We start from the raw sequence: 16,146 nt of genomic DNA on the forward strand, positions 1-16,146 counted from the left end.
CGCGGTTCGGGTGAGTGGTCGCGGTCGCGCGGGGCGCGGCGGCCGGGTCAGATGGAGAGAGCGCGGTCCGTGGGACGGACCGGGAACGGGAGCTCCGTGTCCCCCTCAAGGTACCGGTCGACGGCGGACGCCGCTGAACGGCCCTCGGCGATGGCCCACACGATGAGCGACTGCCCGCGGCCCGCGTCGCCGGCCACGAACACGCCGGCCTGGTCGGTCTGGTAGTCCTCGCCGCGGGCCACGTTGCCGCGGTCGTCGAACGGGACCGCCAGCTGCGACTCGAGCGCGTCCTTCTCCGGACCCGTGAAGCCGAGGGCGAGGAGCACCAGGTCGGCCGGGATCTCCCGCTCGGTCCCCGACTTCGGCACGCGGCGTCCGTCGCGGAACTCCGTCTCGGCGACGCGGACCGCGCGGACGTGCCCGTCGTCGTCCTTCAGGAACTCGACCGTGGAGGCGAGGTAGTGGCGCTCGCCGCCCTCCTCGTGCGCGCTCGACACCTCGAAGAGGGTCGGGTACGTCGGCCACGGCTGGTCGGGGCGGCGCTCGGACGGCGGCTGCTGCCCGATCGCGAGGTTGGTGACCGAGGCGGCCTTCTGGCGGTGCGCGGTACCGATGCAGTCGGCGCCGGTGTCGCCGCCGCCGAGGACGACGACGTGCTTGCCCTCCGCGTGGATCTGCTCGGGCACCTGGTCGCCCGCCGTGGCGTGGTTCGACTGGCGCAGGTAGTCCATGGCGAAGTGGATGCCGTCGACGTCGCGGCCCGGGATGTCGAGGTCGCGGGGCACGAGCGCGCCGGTGCAGACCACGACCGCGTCGTAGCGCAGGCGCAGGTCGGACCAGGTGATGTCCGTGCCGATGTCGACGCCGGCGCGGAAGCGGGTGCCCTCGGCGGTCATCTGCGCGAGGCGCGCCTCCAGGTGGCGCTTCTCCATCTTGAAGTCCGGGATCCCGTAGCGCAGCAGCCCGCCGATGCGGTCGTCGCGCTCGAAGACCGCGACCGTGTGCCCGGCGCGCGTGAGCTGCTGGGCGGCGGCGAGGCCGGCGGGGCCGGATCCGACGACCGCGACGGTCTTGCCCGTGAGGCGCTCGGGCGGGTGGGGCTCGACCCAGCCGTTCTGGAAGGCGTCGTCGATGATCGACACCTCGACCTGCTTGATCGTGACGGGCGGCTGGTTGATGCCGAGCACGCACGAGCTCTCGCAGGGCGCCGGGCACAGCCGGCCCGTGAACTCCGGGAAGTTGTTCGTGGCGTGCAGGCGCTCGATGGCCTGGCGGCCCTCGCCGCGCCACGTGAGGTCGTTCCACTCCGGGATGAGGTTGCCGAGCGGGCAGCCCTGGTGGCAGAACGGGATGCCGCAGTCCATGCACCGGCCGGCCTGGCGCACGAGCTCGCCGCGCTCCTGCTGCTCGTACACCTCCTTCCAGTCCATGAGGCGGACGGAGACGGGTCGGCGCTTCGGGAGCTCGCGCTCCGTCACCTTGAGGAAGCCCTTGGGGTCAGCCACCGGTCACCTCCAGGATGCGCTTCCAGGCGATGTCGCCGTCGGGGTCGAGGCCCTCGTCCACCGCGGTCTGGCGGGTGGCGAGGACGGCCGCGTAGTCCCGCGGCAGGATCTTGGTGAAGCGTTCCATGGAGGTCTCCGGCTCGGCGAGCAGGCGCTCGGCCACGGTGGATCCGGTCTCGGCGAGGTGCCGGCGGAGGAGGTCGAGCACGATCTCGACGTCGGCGCTCCCGAGCGGGTGGAGCTCGAGCTCGCCCGAGGCGAGGGCGTCGGTGTTGATGCGGTCGCGGTCGAGGTCGAGCACGTAGGCCGTGCCGCCCGACATGCCCGCGCCGATGTTCCGGCCGGTGCCGCCGAGCACGAGCGCGAGCCCGCCGGTCATGTACTCCAGCGCGTGGTCGCCCACGGCCTCGACGACCGCGGTGGCGCCGGAGTTGCGGACGAGGAACCGCTCCCCCACCATCCCGCGGATGAACATGGTGCCCTGGGTGGCGCCGTAGCCGATGACGTTGCCCGCGATGACGTTCTCCTCCGCGGGGAAGCCGGCCGCGTCATCCGGCCGCACGACGATGTCGCCGCCCGACAGGCCCTTGCCCAGGTAGTCGTTGCTGTCGCCGATGAGGCGCAGCGTGATGCCGGACGGCATGAACGCGCCGAACGACTGGCCGGCCGAGCCGCGCAGGGTGACGTCGATGGATCCCGTCGGGAGCCCGTCCACCCCGTGGCCCTTCGTGACCAGGTGGCCGAGCATCGTGCCGACCGCGCGCGCCGTGTTGCGCACCGGCAGGTCGATCTCCACGCGGCCGCCGTGGTCGAGCACGTCGCGGCTGAGGCGGATGAGCTGGTTGTCGAAGTGGTCCTCGAGCTCGTGGTCCTGCGAGCGGGCGTGCTTCACGGGCTCGTCGTCGGCGAAGGTCGGGCCGACGAGGATGGGCGTGAGGTCGAGCCCCGACGCCTTCCAGTGGTCGACCGCGTCCTCGACGCCGAGCAGGTCGTTGCGGCCCACGATCTCGTCGAGCGAGCGGTAGCCGAGCGCCGCGAGGTGCTCGCGCACCTCCTGCGCGATGAACTCGAAGAAGTTGACGACGTGGTCGGCCTTGCCCGGGAAGCGCTTGCGCAGCTCCGGGTTCTGCGTGGCGACGCCCACGGGGCAGGTGTCGAGGTGGCAGACGCGCATCATGATGCAGCCGGAGACGACGAGCGGCGCCGTCGCGAAGCCGAACTCCTCGGCCCCGAGCAGCGCGCCGACGATGACGTCGCGGCCGGACTTCATCTGCCCGTCGACCTGGACGACCACGCGGTCGCGCATGCCGTTGAGGCGGAGCGTCTGCTGCGTCTCGGCGAGGCCCAGCTCCCACGGCGTGCCCGCGTGCTTGAGCGAGTTGACCGGGCTCGCGCCCGTGCCGCCGTCGTGGCCCGAGACGAGGATCACGTCGCTCAGCGCCTTGGCGACGCCCGCCGCGACCGCGCCGATGCCCGACTGGCTGACGAGCTTCGTGTGGATCCGGGCGGACGGGTTCGCGCGCTTGAGGTCGAAGATCAGCTGCTTCAGGTCCTCGATCGAGTAGATGTCATGATGCGGCGGCGGCGAGATGAGGCCGACGCCCGCGGTCGCGTGGCGGGTGCGCGCCACCCACGGGTAGACCTTGCCGGGCGGCAGCTGCCCGCCCTCGCCGGGCTTGGCGCCCTGGGCGAGCTTGATCTGGATGTCGTCCGCGTGCGTGAGGTACATGCTCGTGACGCCGAAGCGCCCGGACGCGACCTGCTTGATGGAGCTGCGGCGCTCGGGGTCGAGCAGGCGCTCCACGTTCTCGCCGCCCTCGCCCGTGTTCGACTTGGCGCCGAGCCGGTTCATCGCGATGGCGAGCGTCTCGTGCGCCTCCTCGGAGATCGAGCCGTAGCTCATCGCGCCCGTGGAGAAGCGCTTCACGATGTCGCTGATGGGCTCGACCTCGTCGAGCGGCACGGGCGGACGCGTGCCCGTGCGCAGCTGGAACATGCCGCGCAGCGTCATGAGGTCCTTCGACTGCGCGTCGACCATCGACGTGTACTCGCGGAAGATGTCGTACCGGCGCGTGCGCGTGGCGTGCTGCAGCCGGAAGATCGTGTCCGGGTTGAACAGGTGCGGGGACCCGTCGCGGCGCCACTGGTACTCGCCGCCCGTCTGCAGGCGCTCGTGCGACAGCACGGCGCCGTCCGTCGGGTAGGCGCTGCGGTGGCGCGCGGCGTTCTCGGCCGCGATGACGTCGATGCCCACGCCGCCGAGGCGCGTGGTGGTGCCGGAGAAGTACTGGTCCACCAGGTCCTGCGACAGGCCGACCGCCTCGAAGCACTGCGCGCCGGCGTACGACGACACGGTGGAGATGCCCATCTTCGACATGATCTTCAGCACGCCCTTGCCGAGCCCCTTGATGAGGTTCCGCGTGGCCTTCTCCGCCGTGACGCCCGTGAGCATGCCGCTGCGGACGAGGTCCTCGCAGGACTCCATCGCCAGGTACGGGTTGACCGCGGACGCGCCGTAGCCGATGAGCAGCGCGATGTGGTGCACCTCGCGCACGTCGCCGGCCTCGACCACGATGCCGACCTTCATGCGGGTCTGCTTGCGGATGAGGTGGTGGTGGACGGCCGCGATCATGAGCAGCGACGGGATCGGCGCGAGATCGCGGTTGGAGTCGCGGTCCGACAGCACGATGAACTGCGCCCCGTGCTCGATGGCGCGGTCGACCTCGTCGCACATGGCGTCGATGCGCCGCTGCATGGCGAGCGGGCCGTCGTCGACGCGGTAGAGGCCGCTCACGATCGTGGTGGTGCGGCTGCCCGGCCGGTGGTCGATGTGGATGACCTTGGCGAGCTCGTCGTTGTCGATGACGGGGAAGTCGAGCACGACCTGCTTGGTGTGCTCGGGGCCGGCGTCGAGGAGGTTCCTCTGCGGGCCGAGGCCGAGGCGGAGGCTGGTGACGACCTCCTCGCGGATGGAGTCGAGCGGCGGGTTCGTGACCTGCGCGAACTGCTGCGTGAAGTAGTCGAAGAGCAGTCGGGGGCGCTGCGAGAGCACGGCGATGGGCGTGTCCGACCCCATGGCGCCGAGGGGCTCGGCGCCGACCTTCGCCATGGGCATGAGGAGCATCCGCACCTCCTCCTCCGTGTAGCCGAAGGTGCGCTGGCGGCGGACGACGGACGCGGGCGTGTGCACGACGTGCTCGCGCTCGGGCAGGTCGGCCAGGTGGATCCGGTTCCGGAGCCACTCGCCCCACGGCGCGCTCGCCGCGAGCTCGGACTTGATCTCGTCGTCCTCGATGATGCGGCCCGCCTCGGTGTCGACGAGGAACATCTTGCCGGGACGGAGGCGGCCCTTGCGGGCGATGCGCGCGGGGTCGATCTCGAGCACGCCGATCTCGCTGCCGAGCACGACCAGGCCGTCGTGCGTGACGAGGTACCGGCCGGGGCGCAGGCCGTTGCGGTCGAGGGTCGCGCCGACGAGCGTGCCGTCGGTGAAGGTGAGCGCGGCCGGGCCGTCCCACGGCTCCATGACCATCGAGTGGTACTCGTAGAAGTCACGGCGGGCGGGGTCGATGTCGGTCTGCTTCTCCCACGCCTCGGGGACCATCATCATCATCGCGTGCGGCAGGCTGCGGCCGCTGAGGCTGAGGAGCTCGAGCACCTCGTCGAAGGACGCCGAGTCGCTCGCGCCGGGCGTGACGACGGGCATCAGCGGCGCGAGGTCGCCGAGCAGCTCGGACTCGAGCTGGGACTGGCGGGCGCGCATCCAGTTGCGGTTGCCGGCGACGGTGTTGATCTCGCCGTTGTGCGCCATCATCCGCAGGGGCTGCGCGAGCGGCCAGGACGGGAACGTGTTCGTGGAGTACCGCGAGTGGACGATGGCGAGCTTCGAGGCGAAGCGCTCGTCGGAGAGGTCGGGGTAGAACGGCTCCAGCTGGAGCGTCGTGACCATGCCCTTGTAGACGAGAGTGCGCGAGGACAGGGAGATGAAGTAGGCGCCGAGCTCCCGCTCCGCGCGCTTGCGCAGGCGGAACGCCAGGCGGTCGAGGGCGAGTCCCGCGGGGCGCTCGGCGGCGTCGGCCGGCGCGTCGGACGCGAGGAACAGCTGACGGAACGCGGGCATGGCCTTGCGGGCCAGGTTGCCGAGGTGGGTCTGGTCGACGGGGACCTCGCGCCAGCCGAGCACGCGCAGGCGCTCGTCCCCGGCGATGCGCTCGATGCCGGCCTGCAGCTCGTCGCGCTCGGCGTCGTCGACGGGCAGGAAGGCCATGCCGACCGCGTACTCCCCCGTGGGCGGCAGGTCGAAGCCGACCACGCCGCGGAGGAACTCGTCCGGGATCTGGGTCATGATGCCGGCGCCGTCGCCGGTGCCCGCGTCGGATCCGATCGCGCCGCGGTGCTCGAGGTTCCGCAGCGCGTCGAGCGCGTTCACGATGATGTCGTGACCCGGGGTGCCGCGCAGGGTGGCCACCATGGCCAGGCCGCACGCGTCCTTCTCGAACGCCGGGTCGTAGAGGCCCTGCTTCGCGGGGAAGGAGCCGCCGGGAGGGGAGGTGGAGGAGAACGCCATGGGAACCGTCCTAGATGCACTGCGGAGGGACGTCGCTGGCCCTGTGGTGGGGACCGTCCCCTCGGGAGGGACGGTGACCGCGGGTGTGCCCGCGCTGGGGACTAGGCGCCGCGTCCGCTTGTGGCGGGGAGAGCGTGGGAGTCCGACCCGGTGGACGCTCGAGCGGCGTCGCCGTCGGTGAAGTCCGAATCCGTGTAGACAGAGTCTACCCCGCGCTCGCCGCCGTCCTTCCCCGCGGCCCGCCTGCGCGCGGCGACCTCGTCGGGGGTGCGCCCCGGGAGGTACGGGCCGGGCTCGCTGCCCACGTGGCGGCGGGTCTGCACGAGGAAGAGGACGAGGCCGACGGCGACCGCGAGGAAGGCGGCCCACACGTTCGTGCGGATGCCGAGGATGATCTCGCTCGGGTCGATGCGGATCGACTCGAAGACCATGCGGCCGAGGCCGTACCACATGAGGTAGACGGCGAGGCCGCGCCCCCACTGGAGGCGGACCGCACGGCCGAGCAGCATGATGAACAGGGCGCCGGCGACGTTCCAGACGATCTCGTAGAGGAAGGTCGGGTGGAAGAGCGTGCCCGCCGGGAGACCGGCCGGGAAGGCGGCGTTCGTCGGGTCGACCTCGAGGCCCCACGGCAGCGTCGTCGGGGTGCCGAAGAGCTCCTGGTTGAAGTAGTTGCCCATGCGGCCGGCGGCCTGCGCGAGCAGGAGGCCGGGGGCGAGCGCGTCGGCGAAGGTCCAGAAGCGGACGCCGGTCCACTTGGAGCCGAGCCAGACGCCGACGGAGCCGCCGATGAGCGCGCCGAAGATGGCGATGCCGCCCTCCCAGACGTAGAGGACGCGCCAGAGGTTCGCGCCCTCGTAGAAGTAGTCGCCGGGGTGGGTGAGCACGTGGAAGGCGCGGGCGCCGACGATGCCGAGCACCAGCGCGCACAGCGTGAAGTCGATGACCGTGCCGGACTCGACGCCGCGCGCCACCAGGCGGCGGTTCGTGAGGTACGCCGCGATGAGGATCCCGACGAGGATGCAGACCGCGTAGGCGTGGATGACGAAGGTGAGCGGGAGGTCGATGCCGAAGCCCTGGAGCCACGCCGTGACGTCGAACCGGGTGTCGGACGGATCCGGGCTGGGGATGCTCATCGGGGCGAACAACGGATGGCGCTCACTTTCGCAGGGGGATCGGCGGGCGCGGCGGGACCGCGGGCCGGGGCTACTGTAGCGCGGTTCCCCGCGCGAGATCGGCCGCGGCCCGGGCCACGCCGGGCACGCCGTCGTCGGCCAGGGCCGCCACGAGGGCGGAGCCGACGATGGCGCCGTCGGCGTAGCCGAGCACCTCGCGCACCTGGTCGCCCGTCGAGATGCCGATGCCCACGCATGCGCTCGTGGACCCCGCGTCGCGCAGGCGCGACACGAGGCCGCGCGCAGCCTGGTCGACGTCCTGGCGGGCGCCGGTGATGCCCATGGTGGAGACCGCGTACACGAAGCCGCGGCTGCGCTCGACCGCCTGGTGCAGGCGCGCCTCGCTCGAGGACGGCGCCGCGAGGAACACGCGGTCGAGGCCGGTGCGCTCGGAGGCGGCGAGCCAGTCGGCGCCCTCGTCCGGGATGAGGTCCGGCGTGATGAGGCCGGCGCCGCCCGCAGCGACGATGTCGTCCGCGAAGCGCTCGACGCCGTACTGCACGACGGGGTTCCAGTACGTCATGAGGAGGACGGGGGCGTCCACGCGCTGCGTGATCGCGTGCAGGGCGTCGAACCCGTCGCGGAGGCGGAAGCCCTGCGCGAGCGCGGTCTGCGTGGCGCGCTGGATGACGGGGCCGTCCATCACGGGATCGCTGTAGGGCAGGCCCAGCTCGATGACGTCGACGCCGTTCTCGACGAGCGCGACGGCGGCATCGATGCTCGTGGCGAGGTCGGGGAAGCCGACGGGCAGGTAGCCGACGAGCGCGCCGGACCCCTGCTCGCGGCGGAGCGCGATGGCCCGCTCGACGGGGCTCCCCGTGGGCGCGGCGGCGTGGGCGGCGCTCACGACTGCTCCGCCCCGGCGTCGATGAGGTCGAAGTAGGCGCCGGCGGTCTCCATGTCCTTGTCGCCGCGGCCGCTGAGGTTGATCAGGATGATCGACTCGGGGCCGAGCTCCTTGCCGAGCTCGAGCGCGCCGGCGAGGGCGTGCGCGGACTCGATGGCCGGGATGATGCCCTCGGTGCGGCTGAGGAGGCGGAGCGCGCTCATGGCCTGGTCGTCCGTGACGGGACGGTAGGTCGCGCGCCCGAGGTCCGAGAGCCAGGAGTGCTCCGGGCCGACGCCCGGGTAGTCGAGGCCCGCCGAGATGGAGTGCGAGTCGATGGTCTGGCCGTCCTCGTCCTGGAGGAGGTAGCTGCGCGCGCCGTGGAGCATGCCCGGGCGGCCCTTGGTGATGGTGGCCGCCGTGCGGGGGGTCTCCGCGCCGTCGCCGCCGGCCTCGAAGCCGTAGAGCGCCACGTCGGCGTCGTCGAGGAAGGCGTGGAAGATGCCGATGGCGTTGGATCCGCCGCCCACGCACGCGGCGACCGCGTCGGGCAGCCGGCCGGTGAGCGCCAGGACCTGCTCGCGCGCCTCCTCGCCGATGACCTTCTGCAGGTCGCGGACCATGGCCGGGAACGGGTGCGGGCCCGCGACCGTGCCGAAGACGTAGTTCGTGGTCTCGACGTTGGTGACCCAGTCGCGCATGGCGTCGTTGATGGCGTCCTTGAGCGTGCGGGAGCCCGAGCGGACCGGGACGACCTCGGCGCCGAGCAGGCGCATCCGCGCGACGTTGAGGGCCTGCCGCTCGGTGTCGACCTCGCCCATGTAGATGACGCAGTCGAGCCCGAACAGCGCGGCCGCGGTGGCGGTGGCGACGCCGTGCTGGCCCGCCCCCGTCTCGGCGATGATGCGCTTCTTGCCGATCTTCTTCGTGAGCAGGGCCTGGCCCAGCACGTTGTTGATCTTGTGCGAGCCGGTGTGGTTCAGGTCCTCGCGCTTGAGGATGATGCGCGCGCCACCGGCGTGCTCGGCGAACCGCGGCACCTCGGTGATGAGCGACGGCCGCCCGGTGTACGTGCGGTGCAGCTCCTGCAGCTCCTGGATGAAGGCCGGGTCGACCTTCAGCTCGTCCCACGCCTCCGACAGCTCGTCGAGCGCCGCGACGAGCGACTCGGGGACGTAGCGTCCCCCGAAGTCGCCGAAGTACGGGCCGGTCGCGCTGCGGAGGTCGGTCATGGGCGGATCTCCAGGAACTCGGTCAGGGTGCGGACGGGGTCGCCGGTGACGAGGGCCTCGCCCACGAGGACGACGTCCGCGCCGGAGCGGCGGTAGTGCGCCACGTCGTCGGCGGTCTTCACCGCGGACTCCGCGATGCGGATGACGCCGGACGGGATGGAGTCGGCCAGCGAGCCGAACAGGTCGCGGTCGAGCTCGAAGGTGGTGAGGTTGCGGGCGTTCACGCCGACGACCTGCGCGCCCAGGTCGAGCGCACGCGACACCTCCTCGGCGGAGTGGGTCTCGACGAGCGCGGTCATGCCGAGCTCGCCCACGAGCGCGTGCAGCTCGACGAGCGTCCTCTGGTCGAGCGCGGCGACGATGAGCAGGACGAGGTCGGCGCCGGACGCGCGGGCCTCGAGCACCTGATACGCCTCGCCGATGAAGTCCTTGCGGAGCACGGGGATGGACACCGTGTCGCGGACCTGCTCGAGGTCCTGCAGCGAGCCGCCGAACTTGCGGCCCTCGGTGAGCACGCTGATGGCGCTGGCGCCGCCGGTCTCGTAGCGGGACGCGAGGAGCGCGGGGTCGGGGATCTCGGCGAGGGCGCCGCGCGAGGGGCTCGAGCGCTTGACCTCGGCGATGATCTTGACGCGGTCGGCCGGCGCGAGCGCGCTCAGGACGTCGAGCGCGGCGGGCCGGGCGAGCGCCGCGGCCTCCACCTCGGCGAGCGGGCGGGTCTCGCGGCGGGTGGCCGCGTCCTCCAGGGCGCCGGCGAGCAGGTCGCCGAGCATCAGGAGTGCGCCTTCGTGGGCGAGGTGCGGTGGCCGTCGACGCCGAAGCCGAGCTTCTTCATGACGCCGCCGGTGATCCAGCCGAGGAGCACGACGACGGCGGAGATCCACACGACGGGCTCGATGGAGAAGCAGAAGGCGATGGTGCCGACCGTGAAGGCCACGAGCATGATGACGACAGCCGTCCAGGCCGCCGGCGAGTTGCCGTGGCCGGGTTCTGCGGACTCTGTGGACATGCGTGCTCCTCGTGGGTCGTACGGACGGGAATGGGTCGAGTCTACCCGGCGGCGTCGGGGCGGCCGTCGGCCTGGGGACGGCCTGCGGCGGCGTCCGGGCGGCCCGGATCGTCGTCGAAGGGAGCCGGGTCGGCCGTCGCGTCGTCGGCGTCTCCGGCCTCCCGGCGCGTCGGATCCGCGCCGCCGCTCAGGCTGTCCCACGCGGCGACCGGGTCCTCGCGCGGGACGATGCGCACGGCCGGGGCGGCCTCGGGTGCGTCGTAGCGCGAGCGGCCGGTGGGCCAGCGCGGGCCGGTGACCGCGACGAGGAGGCCCGTGAGCGCGGACGCGATGCCCGCGACGAGCGTGACGGGCCCCCAGGGCGTGGTGGTCCAGCTGACGACGAGGTCGGCGACGGGCGCGGATCCGGCGACGCCCGTGACGGTGGTGACCGCGGCCTCGCCGGCCTGCACCGGGCCGACGACGGCGGTCAGCGCCGTGAGCGCCACCGTCAGGCCGATGAGCGCCTGGAGCACCCCGAGCACGACGCGGAGCGCACGGCCCGCGATGGCGAGCGCGCCGGCGAGGGCGAGGCTGGAGAGCGCGAGCGCGCTGAGCGCGGGCGCGGCGACCTCGCCGGCGACCGGCACGAGCGCGGGCGCCTGGCCGCCGATGCGGAGCGTCGACCAGTCCTGCGACCAGCCGAGGAACGTCGCCGCGCTCGTGGCGAGCACGAGCAGGAGGGCGAGGGACTTCGTGCGGCGGGTGACGCGCATCAGCGCACGCGCCGCATGGCCTCGGCGACCGCGACGGCGCGCAGCGGCGCGGCGGCCTTGTTCTGCGACTCGAGGTACTCGGCGTCGGGGTCGGAGTCGGCGACCATCCCGCCGCCGGCCTGCACGTGCGCGACGCCGCCCACGATGGTGGCGGTGCGGATCGCGATGGCGAGGTCCGCGTCGCCCGCGAAGTCGAAGTAGCCGACCACTCCCCCGTAGACGCCGCGCTGCGCGGGCTCGAGCTCGTCGATGATCTGCAGCGCGCGCGGCTTGGGCGCGCCCGACAGCGTGCCGGCCGGGAACGTGGCGCGGAAGACGTCGATGCTCGAGACGCCGGGGCGGAGCGTGCCCTCGACCGAGCTCACGAGGTGCATGATGTGGCTGAACCGCTCGACCCGCATGAACTCCGTGACCTCGACGGATCCCGGGGCGCACGCCTTCAGCATGTCGTTGCGGGCGAGGTCCACCAGCATGAGGTGCTCGGCGCGCTCCTTCGGGTCCGCGAGCAGCGACTCCTCGTGCGCGAGGTCCTCCTCGGTGGTGCGGCCGCGGGGCCGGGATCCGGCGATGGGGTGCATGTAGACGTGGTCGTCGGTGACCGTGACGAGCGCCTCGGGCGACGAGCCGACGATCGAGTAGGGCGTGCCGTCCGCGTCCTCGAGCGTGAGCAGGTACATGTACGGGCTCGGGTTGAGCACGCGGAGGATGCGGTAGACGTCGATCGGGTCGGCCGTTGTCGGCTGGTCGAAGCGCTGCGAGACGACGACCTGGAAGACGTCGCCCTCGTGGATGTGGTGCTTGCTGCGCGCGATGGCCTCGTGGAAGTCGGCGGGCTGGGTGCGGAGCGTCGCCGACGGCTGGGCCTGGAGGTCGACCTCGGCGAGGAAGGTCTCCGACGGGCGCGCGAGGTCGGCCTGCATGCGGTCGAGGCGCGCCTGCGCGTCCGCCCACATGGCGTCCTCGTCGTCCACGCCGTCGTTGAGCGCGGTCGCGACGAGCGTGACCGTGCCGCGACGGTGGTCCAGCACCGCCAGCTCGGACACGAAGCTCAGGGCCTGGCCGGGCACGGGGACCTCGGCCGGCGGGCGGTCGGGCAGGCGCTCGATCTGGCGCACGGCCTCCCAGCCGATGAACCCCACGAGGCCTCCGGTGAGGGGCGGGAGGCCGGGGATGCGCGGCGTCTCCCAGCGCGCGTAGAGCGCGGCGAGGGCGGCCAGCGGGCCGTCGGGCGCGTCGTCGCCGAGGGCACGCCGGGCGTCGATGCCGTAGTCGAGCCAGCGGGCCTCGTCGCCCTGCTGGGTGAGGACGCCGAAGGACGAGACGCCCACGAAGGAGAAGCGGGTCCAGATGCCGCCCTGGCCGGCCGACTCGAGCAGGAAGCTGCCCGGGCGTCCCGCGGTGAGCTTGCGGTGCACGCCGACCGGCGTCTCGCCGTCCGCGAAGACCTCGCGGAGGACGGGGATCACGCGGTGGTCGGCGGCGAGGGCAAGGAAGGCCTCGCGCGTGGTGGTGCCGGGGGCGGAGGCGGCGGGGCGGGGGGACGCGGTCATGCGGTGGGCCCTTCGTCGGCGGCGGGGCGCGCGGCCTGGACGGGGTGGAGGTGGTCGGCGTCGAAGCACGTGCGCGTGCCGGTGTGGCAGGCCACTCCTACCTGGTCGACCTGGACGAGGACCGTGTCGCCGTCGCAGTCGAGCGCCGCGTCGCGCACGTACTGGGCGTGCCCGGAGGTGTCGCCCTTCCTCCAGTACTCGCTGCGGGAGCGGGACCAGAAGGTGACCCGGCCGCTGGTGAGCGTGCGGCGGAGCGCCTCGCGGTCCATGTAGCCGAGCATCAGCACCTCGCGCGTGTCGTGCTGCTGGATCACGGCGGGCAGCAGCCCGTCGTCGGCGAAGGAGGCGCGGGCGAGGATGCCGTCCACGTCGGGGAGGGCGACGGAGCCGCTCATCGTCGGACCACCTGACCGGCGTCCTGGAGGGCGCCCTTGACGTCGCCGATCGTGAACCGGCGGGAGTGGAAGACGCTCGCGGCGAGCACGGCGTCGGCGCCGGCCTCGATCGCGGGCGCGAAGTGGTCGAGCTCGCCCGCGCCGCCCGAGGCGATGACGGGCACGCGGCTCGCGGCGCGCATGGCGGCGACGAGCTCGAGGTCGAAGCCGTCGCGCGTGCCGTCGGCGTCGATGGAGTTGACGAGCAGCTCGCCCGCGCCGCGCTCGACGGCCTCGCGGGCCCAGGCGACGGCGTCGATGGTGGTGCGCGTGCGGCCGCCGTGCGTGGTGACGACGAAGCCGGACTCGGTGTCGCCGCGCGTCACGTCGAGCGAGAGGACGCAGACCTGCGCGCCGAACCGGTCCGCGATCTCGCCCACGAGATCCGGCCGCGCGATGGCCGCGCTGTTCACGCCGATCTTGTCGGCGCCGCTCGCGAGGAGGCGCGCCACGTCGTCGGCGCTCCGCACTCCCCCGCCGACCGTGAGCGGGATGAAGACCTGCTCGGCGGTGGCGCTCACGACGTCGTACATGGTCGAGCGGTCCTCGACCGTGGCGGTGACGTCGAGGAAGGTGAGCTCGTCGGCGCCCTGCTCGTAGTAGAGGCGCGCGAGCTCGACGGGGTCGCCCGCGTCGCGGAGGTCGAGGAAGTTGACGCCCTTGACGACGCGGCCGGCGGCCACGTCGAGGCAGGGGATGACGCGGACCGCGAGCTCGGCGGCGGGGCGGTCCGAGGCGGGGGCGGCCACGGTCAGATCCTGGCGGCGTGGATCGGGCTGACGAGGATGGCGCGCGCGCCCACCTCGTGCAGGCGGTCCATGATCTGGTTCGTGTCGTCGCGCGGCACCATCGAGCGCACGGCGACCCAGGCGGGGTCCTGCAGCGGCGAGATGGTGGGCGACTCGATGCCGGGCGTGATGGCCGTGGCCGCGTCGAGCAGGTCGAGCGGCACGTCGTAGTCCATGAGCACGTAGCGGCGCGCGACGAGCACGCCCTCGAGGCGGCGGAGGAGCGTGGCGGCGCCCGCCTTCTCCTCGGCGCCCGAGATGAGGACCGCGGTGGAGCGGAGGATCACGGGGCCGAAGATCTCGAGCCCGGCCTTGCGGAGCGTGGTGCCGGTCTCGACCACGTCGGCGATCGCGTCGGCGACGCCGAGCTGGATGGCGGACTCGACCGCGCCGTCGAGGCGGATGAGCTGCGCCTCGACGCCGTGCTCGCGGAGGAAGCCGCCGACGAGGACGGGGTAGCTGGTGGCGATGCGGACCCCCGCGAGGTCCGCGAGGTCCGCGAAGCGGCCGACGGGGCCGGCGAAGCGGAACGTGGATCCCGCGAAGCCGAGCTCCGCGGTCTCGGCGGCCTCGGACGCGGAGTCGATGAGGAGGTCGCGCCCGGTGATGCCGACGTCGAGCGCGCCGGATCCGACGTAGGTGGCGATGTCGCGCGGGCGGAGGTAGAAGAACTCGACGTCGTTGCGGGCGTCGAGGACGTAGAGCTCCTTCGGGTCGCGGCGGCCGGCGTACCCGGCCTCCGCGAGCATCTGGGCGGCGGTCTCGGCGAGCGAGCCCTTGTTGGGCACGGCGACACGGAGCATGGGGATCACTTCTTCCGGGGAGGGGGTCGACGGGTGACGGGGCGCGTCACAGATGTCGGCCGACGTCCTCCAGGGTGAGGCCGCGCGCGATCATCATGACCTGCACGTGGTACAGCAGCTGCGAGATCTCCTCGGCGGCGCGGTCGTCGGACTCGTGCTCGGCGGCCATCCAGACCTCGGCGGCCTCCTCGACGACCTTCTTGCCGATCGCGTGCACGCCGCCGTCGAGCTCGCGGACGGTGCCGGACCCCTCGGGCCGCTCGGCGGCGATGCGGGTGAGCTCGCCGAACAGGTCATCGAAGGTCTTCACGTGCTCCAGGGTACAGGCGTCCCGGGCGCCCGCCGGACGACGACGGGAGGCTGGGAGCGCGATGCTCCCGGCCTCCCGGTGGTGGTGCCGCTGCTGCGGCGGGCGGGTCGCTAGCCGACGCCCTGCAGGTCGATCACGAAGATCAGGGTGCGGCCGGAGAGGCGGTGGCCGCCGCCCGCGGGGCCGTAGGCGAGCTCCGGCGGCACGACGAGCTGGCGGCGTCCGCCGACCTTCATGCCGGGGATGCCCTGCTGCCAGCCGGCGATGAGGCTGCGGAGGGGGAAGCGCACGGACTGGCCGCGGCTCCACGAGGAGTCGAACTCCTCGCCGGACTCGAAGTCGACGCCGAGGTAGTGCACGTCGACCGTGTCGCCGGGCTGGGCCTCGGGGCCGTCGCCCACGGTGATGTCGGAGATGGTGAGCTCTGCGGGGGCCGGGCCGTCGACGGGCTCGACCTCGGGCTTGGTGGTGTCGGTCATGGATCCAGTCAAGCAGATCCGCGCCGGGCCCCCGTCAGTGCGCGTGGGTGTGCGCCTCGGCCGCGCGGCGCAGCTCGGCGATGGCAGCCTCGGGGTCGCCGCCGCGGAAGACGCCGGATCCGGAGACGAACGTGTCGGCGCCGGCCTCGGCCGCGCGGCCGATGGTCTCGACGTCTATGCCGCCGTCGACCTGGAGCCACACGTCGTGGCCCGACTCGCGGAGGCGGGAGCGGAGGGCGCGGAGCTTCGGCATGGTCTCGGGCATGAAGGACTGGCCGCCGAAGCCGGGCTCGACCGTCATCACGAGCACCTGATCGAACTCGGGGAGCAGGTCGAGGTAGTCGTCCACCGGCGTGCCGGGCTTCAGCGCGATCCCGGCGCGCGCGCCGATCTCGCGGAGGCGCCGGGCCAGCGCGACGGGCTCCCGCGTGGCCTCGGCGTGGAAGGTGACGCTCGCGGCGCCCGCCTCCGCGTAGCCGGGGGCCCAGCGGTCGACGTCGTCGATCATCAGGTGGATGTCGAGCGGGACCGGGGTCACCTCCTGGAGCCGCTGCACCATCGGCAGGCCGAACGTGAGGTTCGGCACGAAGTGGTTGTCCATGATGTCGACGTGCACGAGGTCGGCGGTGGCGAGGCGCTGGATCTCGCGCTCCAGGTTCGCGAAGTCGGCGGACAGGATGCTCGGTTCGATGCGGACGGGCATGCTCCCGACC

Annotated in this window: 15 protein-coding genes; all 15 read right to left on the bottom strand. The window is 72.8% G+C overall.

The genetic code is table 11. The features are described from left to right. Nucleotides 1-47 precede the first annotated feature (47 nt). Nucleotides 48-1,505 carry a glutamate synthase subunit beta gene (locus AES38_RS08505; protein ID WP_053774606.1) on the bottom strand — a complete coding sequence of 486 codons (1,458 nt, stop codon included), beginning with the start codon at nt 1,503-1,505 and terminating at the stop codon, nt 48-50. Next, complete coding sequence (gltB, locus tag AES38_RS08510; protein ID WP_053774607.1) at nt 1,498-6,072, bottom strand: glutamate synthase large subunit; 4,575 nt, start codon at nt 6,070-6,072, stop codon at nt 1,498-1,500. The genes AES38_RS08505 and gltB overlap by 8 nt, the downstream gene beginning before the upstream one ends. Before the next feature lie 101 nt (nt 6,073-6,173). Next, complete coding sequence (gene lgt / locus AES38_RS08515) at nt 6,174-7,208, bottom strand: prolipoprotein diacylglyceryl transferase (protein ID WP_053775734.1); 1,035 nt, start codon at nt 7,206-7,208, stop codon at nt 6,174-6,176. Between the two features lie 70 nt (nt 7,209-7,278). Beyond that, complete coding sequence (gene trpA / locus AES38_RS08520; protein WP_053774608.1) at nt 7,279-8,094, bottom strand: tryptophan synthase subunit alpha; 816 nt, start codon at nt 8,092-8,094, stop codon at nt 7,279-7,281. Continuing rightward, complete coding sequence (trpB, locus tag AES38_RS08525; protein WP_043669630.1) at nt 8,091-9,305, bottom strand: tryptophan synthase subunit beta; 1,215 nt, start codon at nt 9,303-9,305, stop codon at nt 8,091-8,093. The genes trpA and trpB overlap by 4 nt, the downstream gene beginning before the upstream one ends. Continuing rightward, the gene (gene trpC / locus AES38_RS08530) at nt 9,302-10,078 is read right to left on the bottom strand and encodes an indole-3-glycerol phosphate synthase TrpC (protein ID WP_053774609.1); all 777 of its coding nucleotides are present in this window, start codon (nt 10,076-10,078) and stop codon (nt 9,302-9,304) included. The genes trpB and trpC overlap by 4 nt, the downstream gene beginning before the upstream one ends. Beyond that, nucleotides 10,078-10,314, bottom strand: coding sequence for a DUF6704 family protein (locus AES38_RS08535; RefSeq protein ID WP_053774610.1), 237 nt, complete (start codon nt 10,312-10,314; stop codon nt 10,078-10,080). The genes trpC and AES38_RS08535 overlap by 1 nt, the downstream gene beginning before the upstream one ends. A 41-nt stretch (nt 10,315-10,355) precedes the next feature. Then, nucleotides 10,356-11,069 carry a Trp biosynthesis-associated membrane protein gene (locus AES38_RS08540; protein WP_053774611.1) on the bottom strand — a complete coding sequence of 238 codons (714 nt, stop codon included), beginning with the start codon at nt 11,067-11,069 and terminating at the stop codon, nt 10,356-10,358. Continuing rightward, the gene (locus AES38_RS08545) at nt 11,069-12,619 is read right to left on the bottom strand and encodes an anthranilate synthase component I (protein WP_053774612.1); all 1,551 of its coding nucleotides are present in this window, start codon (nt 12,617-12,619) and stop codon (nt 11,069-11,071) included. The genes AES38_RS08540 and AES38_RS08545 overlap by 1 nt, the downstream gene beginning before the upstream one ends. Next, nucleotides 12,616-13,014, bottom strand: a complete 399-nt coding sequence (hisI, locus tag AES38_RS08550; protein WP_053774613.1) for a phosphoribosyl-AMP cyclohydrolase — start codon at nt 13,012-13,014, stop codon at nt 12,616-12,618. The genes AES38_RS08545 and hisI overlap by 4 nt, the downstream gene beginning before the upstream one ends. Further along, nucleotides 13,011-13,802 carry an imidazole glycerol phosphate synthase subunit HisF gene (gene hisF, locus AES38_RS08555; protein WP_053774614.1) on the bottom strand — a complete coding sequence of 264 codons (792 nt, stop codon included), beginning with the start codon at nt 13,800-13,802 and terminating at the stop codon, nt 13,011-13,013. The genes hisI and hisF overlap by 4 nt, the downstream gene beginning before the upstream one ends. Nucleotides 13,803-13,804: 2 nt before the next feature. Beyond that, nucleotides 13,805-14,644, bottom strand: a complete 840-nt coding sequence (gene hisG / locus AES38_RS08560) for an ATP phosphoribosyltransferase (protein WP_043669648.1) — start codon at nt 14,642-14,644, stop codon at nt 13,805-13,807. Nucleotides 14,645-14,690: 46 nt separating this feature from the next. Next, nucleotides 14,691-14,954: a phosphoribosyl-ATP diphosphatase gene (locus tag AES38_RS08565; protein ID WP_012038459.1), complete on the bottom strand. Its 264-nt coding sequence runs from the start codon at nt 14,952-14,954 to the stop codon at nt 14,691-14,693. Nucleotides 14,955-15,064: 110 nt separating this feature from the next. Further along, entirely contained in the window at nt 15,065-15,433 is a 369-nt protein-coding gene (locus AES38_RS08570; RefSeq protein ID WP_012038460.1) for an FKBP-type peptidyl-prolyl cis-trans isomerase, read from the bottom strand. Between the two features lie 34 nt (nt 15,434-15,467). Continuing rightward, the gene (gene rpe, locus AES38_RS08575; RefSeq protein WP_053774615.1) at nt 15,468-16,136 is read right to left on the bottom strand and encodes a ribulose-phosphate 3-epimerase; all 669 of its coding nucleotides are present in this window, start codon (nt 16,134-16,136) and stop codon (nt 15,468-15,470) included. Nucleotides 16,137-16,146: the final 10 nt, after the last annotated feature.

The organism is Clavibacter capsici, assembly GCF_001280205.1.
In the GTDB taxonomy this organism is placed as follows: Bacteria; Actinomycetota; Actinomycetes; order Actinomycetales; family Microbacteriaceae; genus Clavibacter; species Clavibacter capsici.

Excerpts from the sequence above, each read along its gene's own strand:
- AES38_RS08570 (WP_012038460.1), bottom strand. The coding sequence starts at position 15,433 with ATGACCGACACCACCAAGCCCGAGGTCGAGCCCGTCGACGGCCCGGCC.
- hisI (WP_053774613.1), bottom strand. The coding sequence starts at position 13,014 with ATGAGCGGCTCCGTCGCCCTCCCCGACGTGGACGGCATCCTCGCCCGC.
- hisG (WP_043669648.1), bottom strand. The coding sequence starts at position 14,644 with ATGCTCCGTGTCGCCGTGCCCAACAAGGGCTCGCTCGCCGAGACCGCC.
- trpC (WP_053774609.1), bottom strand. The coding sequence starts at position 10,078 with ATGCTCGGCGACCTGCTCGCCGGCGCCCTGGAGGACGCGGCCACCCGC.
- AES38_RS08540 (WP_053774611.1), bottom strand. The coding sequence starts at position 11,069 with ATGCGCGTCACCCGCCGCACGAAGTCCCTCGCCCTCCTGCTCGTGCTC.
- lgt (WP_053775734.1), bottom strand. The coding sequence starts at position 7,208 with ATGAGCATCCCCAGCCCGGATCCGTCCGACACCCGGTTCGACGTCACG.
- gltB (WP_053774607.1), bottom strand. The coding sequence starts at position 6,072 with ATGGCGTTCTCCTCCACCTCCCCTCCCGGCGGCTCCTTCCCCGCGAAG.
- trpB (WP_043669630.1), bottom strand. The coding sequence starts at position 9,305 with ATGACCGACCTCCGCAGCGCGACCGGCCCGTACTTCGGCGACTTCGGG.
- AES38_RS08535 (WP_053774610.1), bottom strand. The coding sequence starts at position 10,314 with ATGTCCACAGAGTCCGCAGAACCCGGCCACGGCAACTCGCCGGCGGCC.
- rpe (WP_053774615.1), bottom strand. The coding sequence starts at position 16,136 with ATGCCCGTCCGCATCGAACCGAGCATCCTGTCCGCCGACTTCGCGAAC.
- AES38_RS08545 (WP_053774612.1), bottom strand. The coding sequence starts at position 12,619 with ATGACCGCGTCCCCCCGCCCCGCCGCCTCCGCCCCCGGCACCACCACG.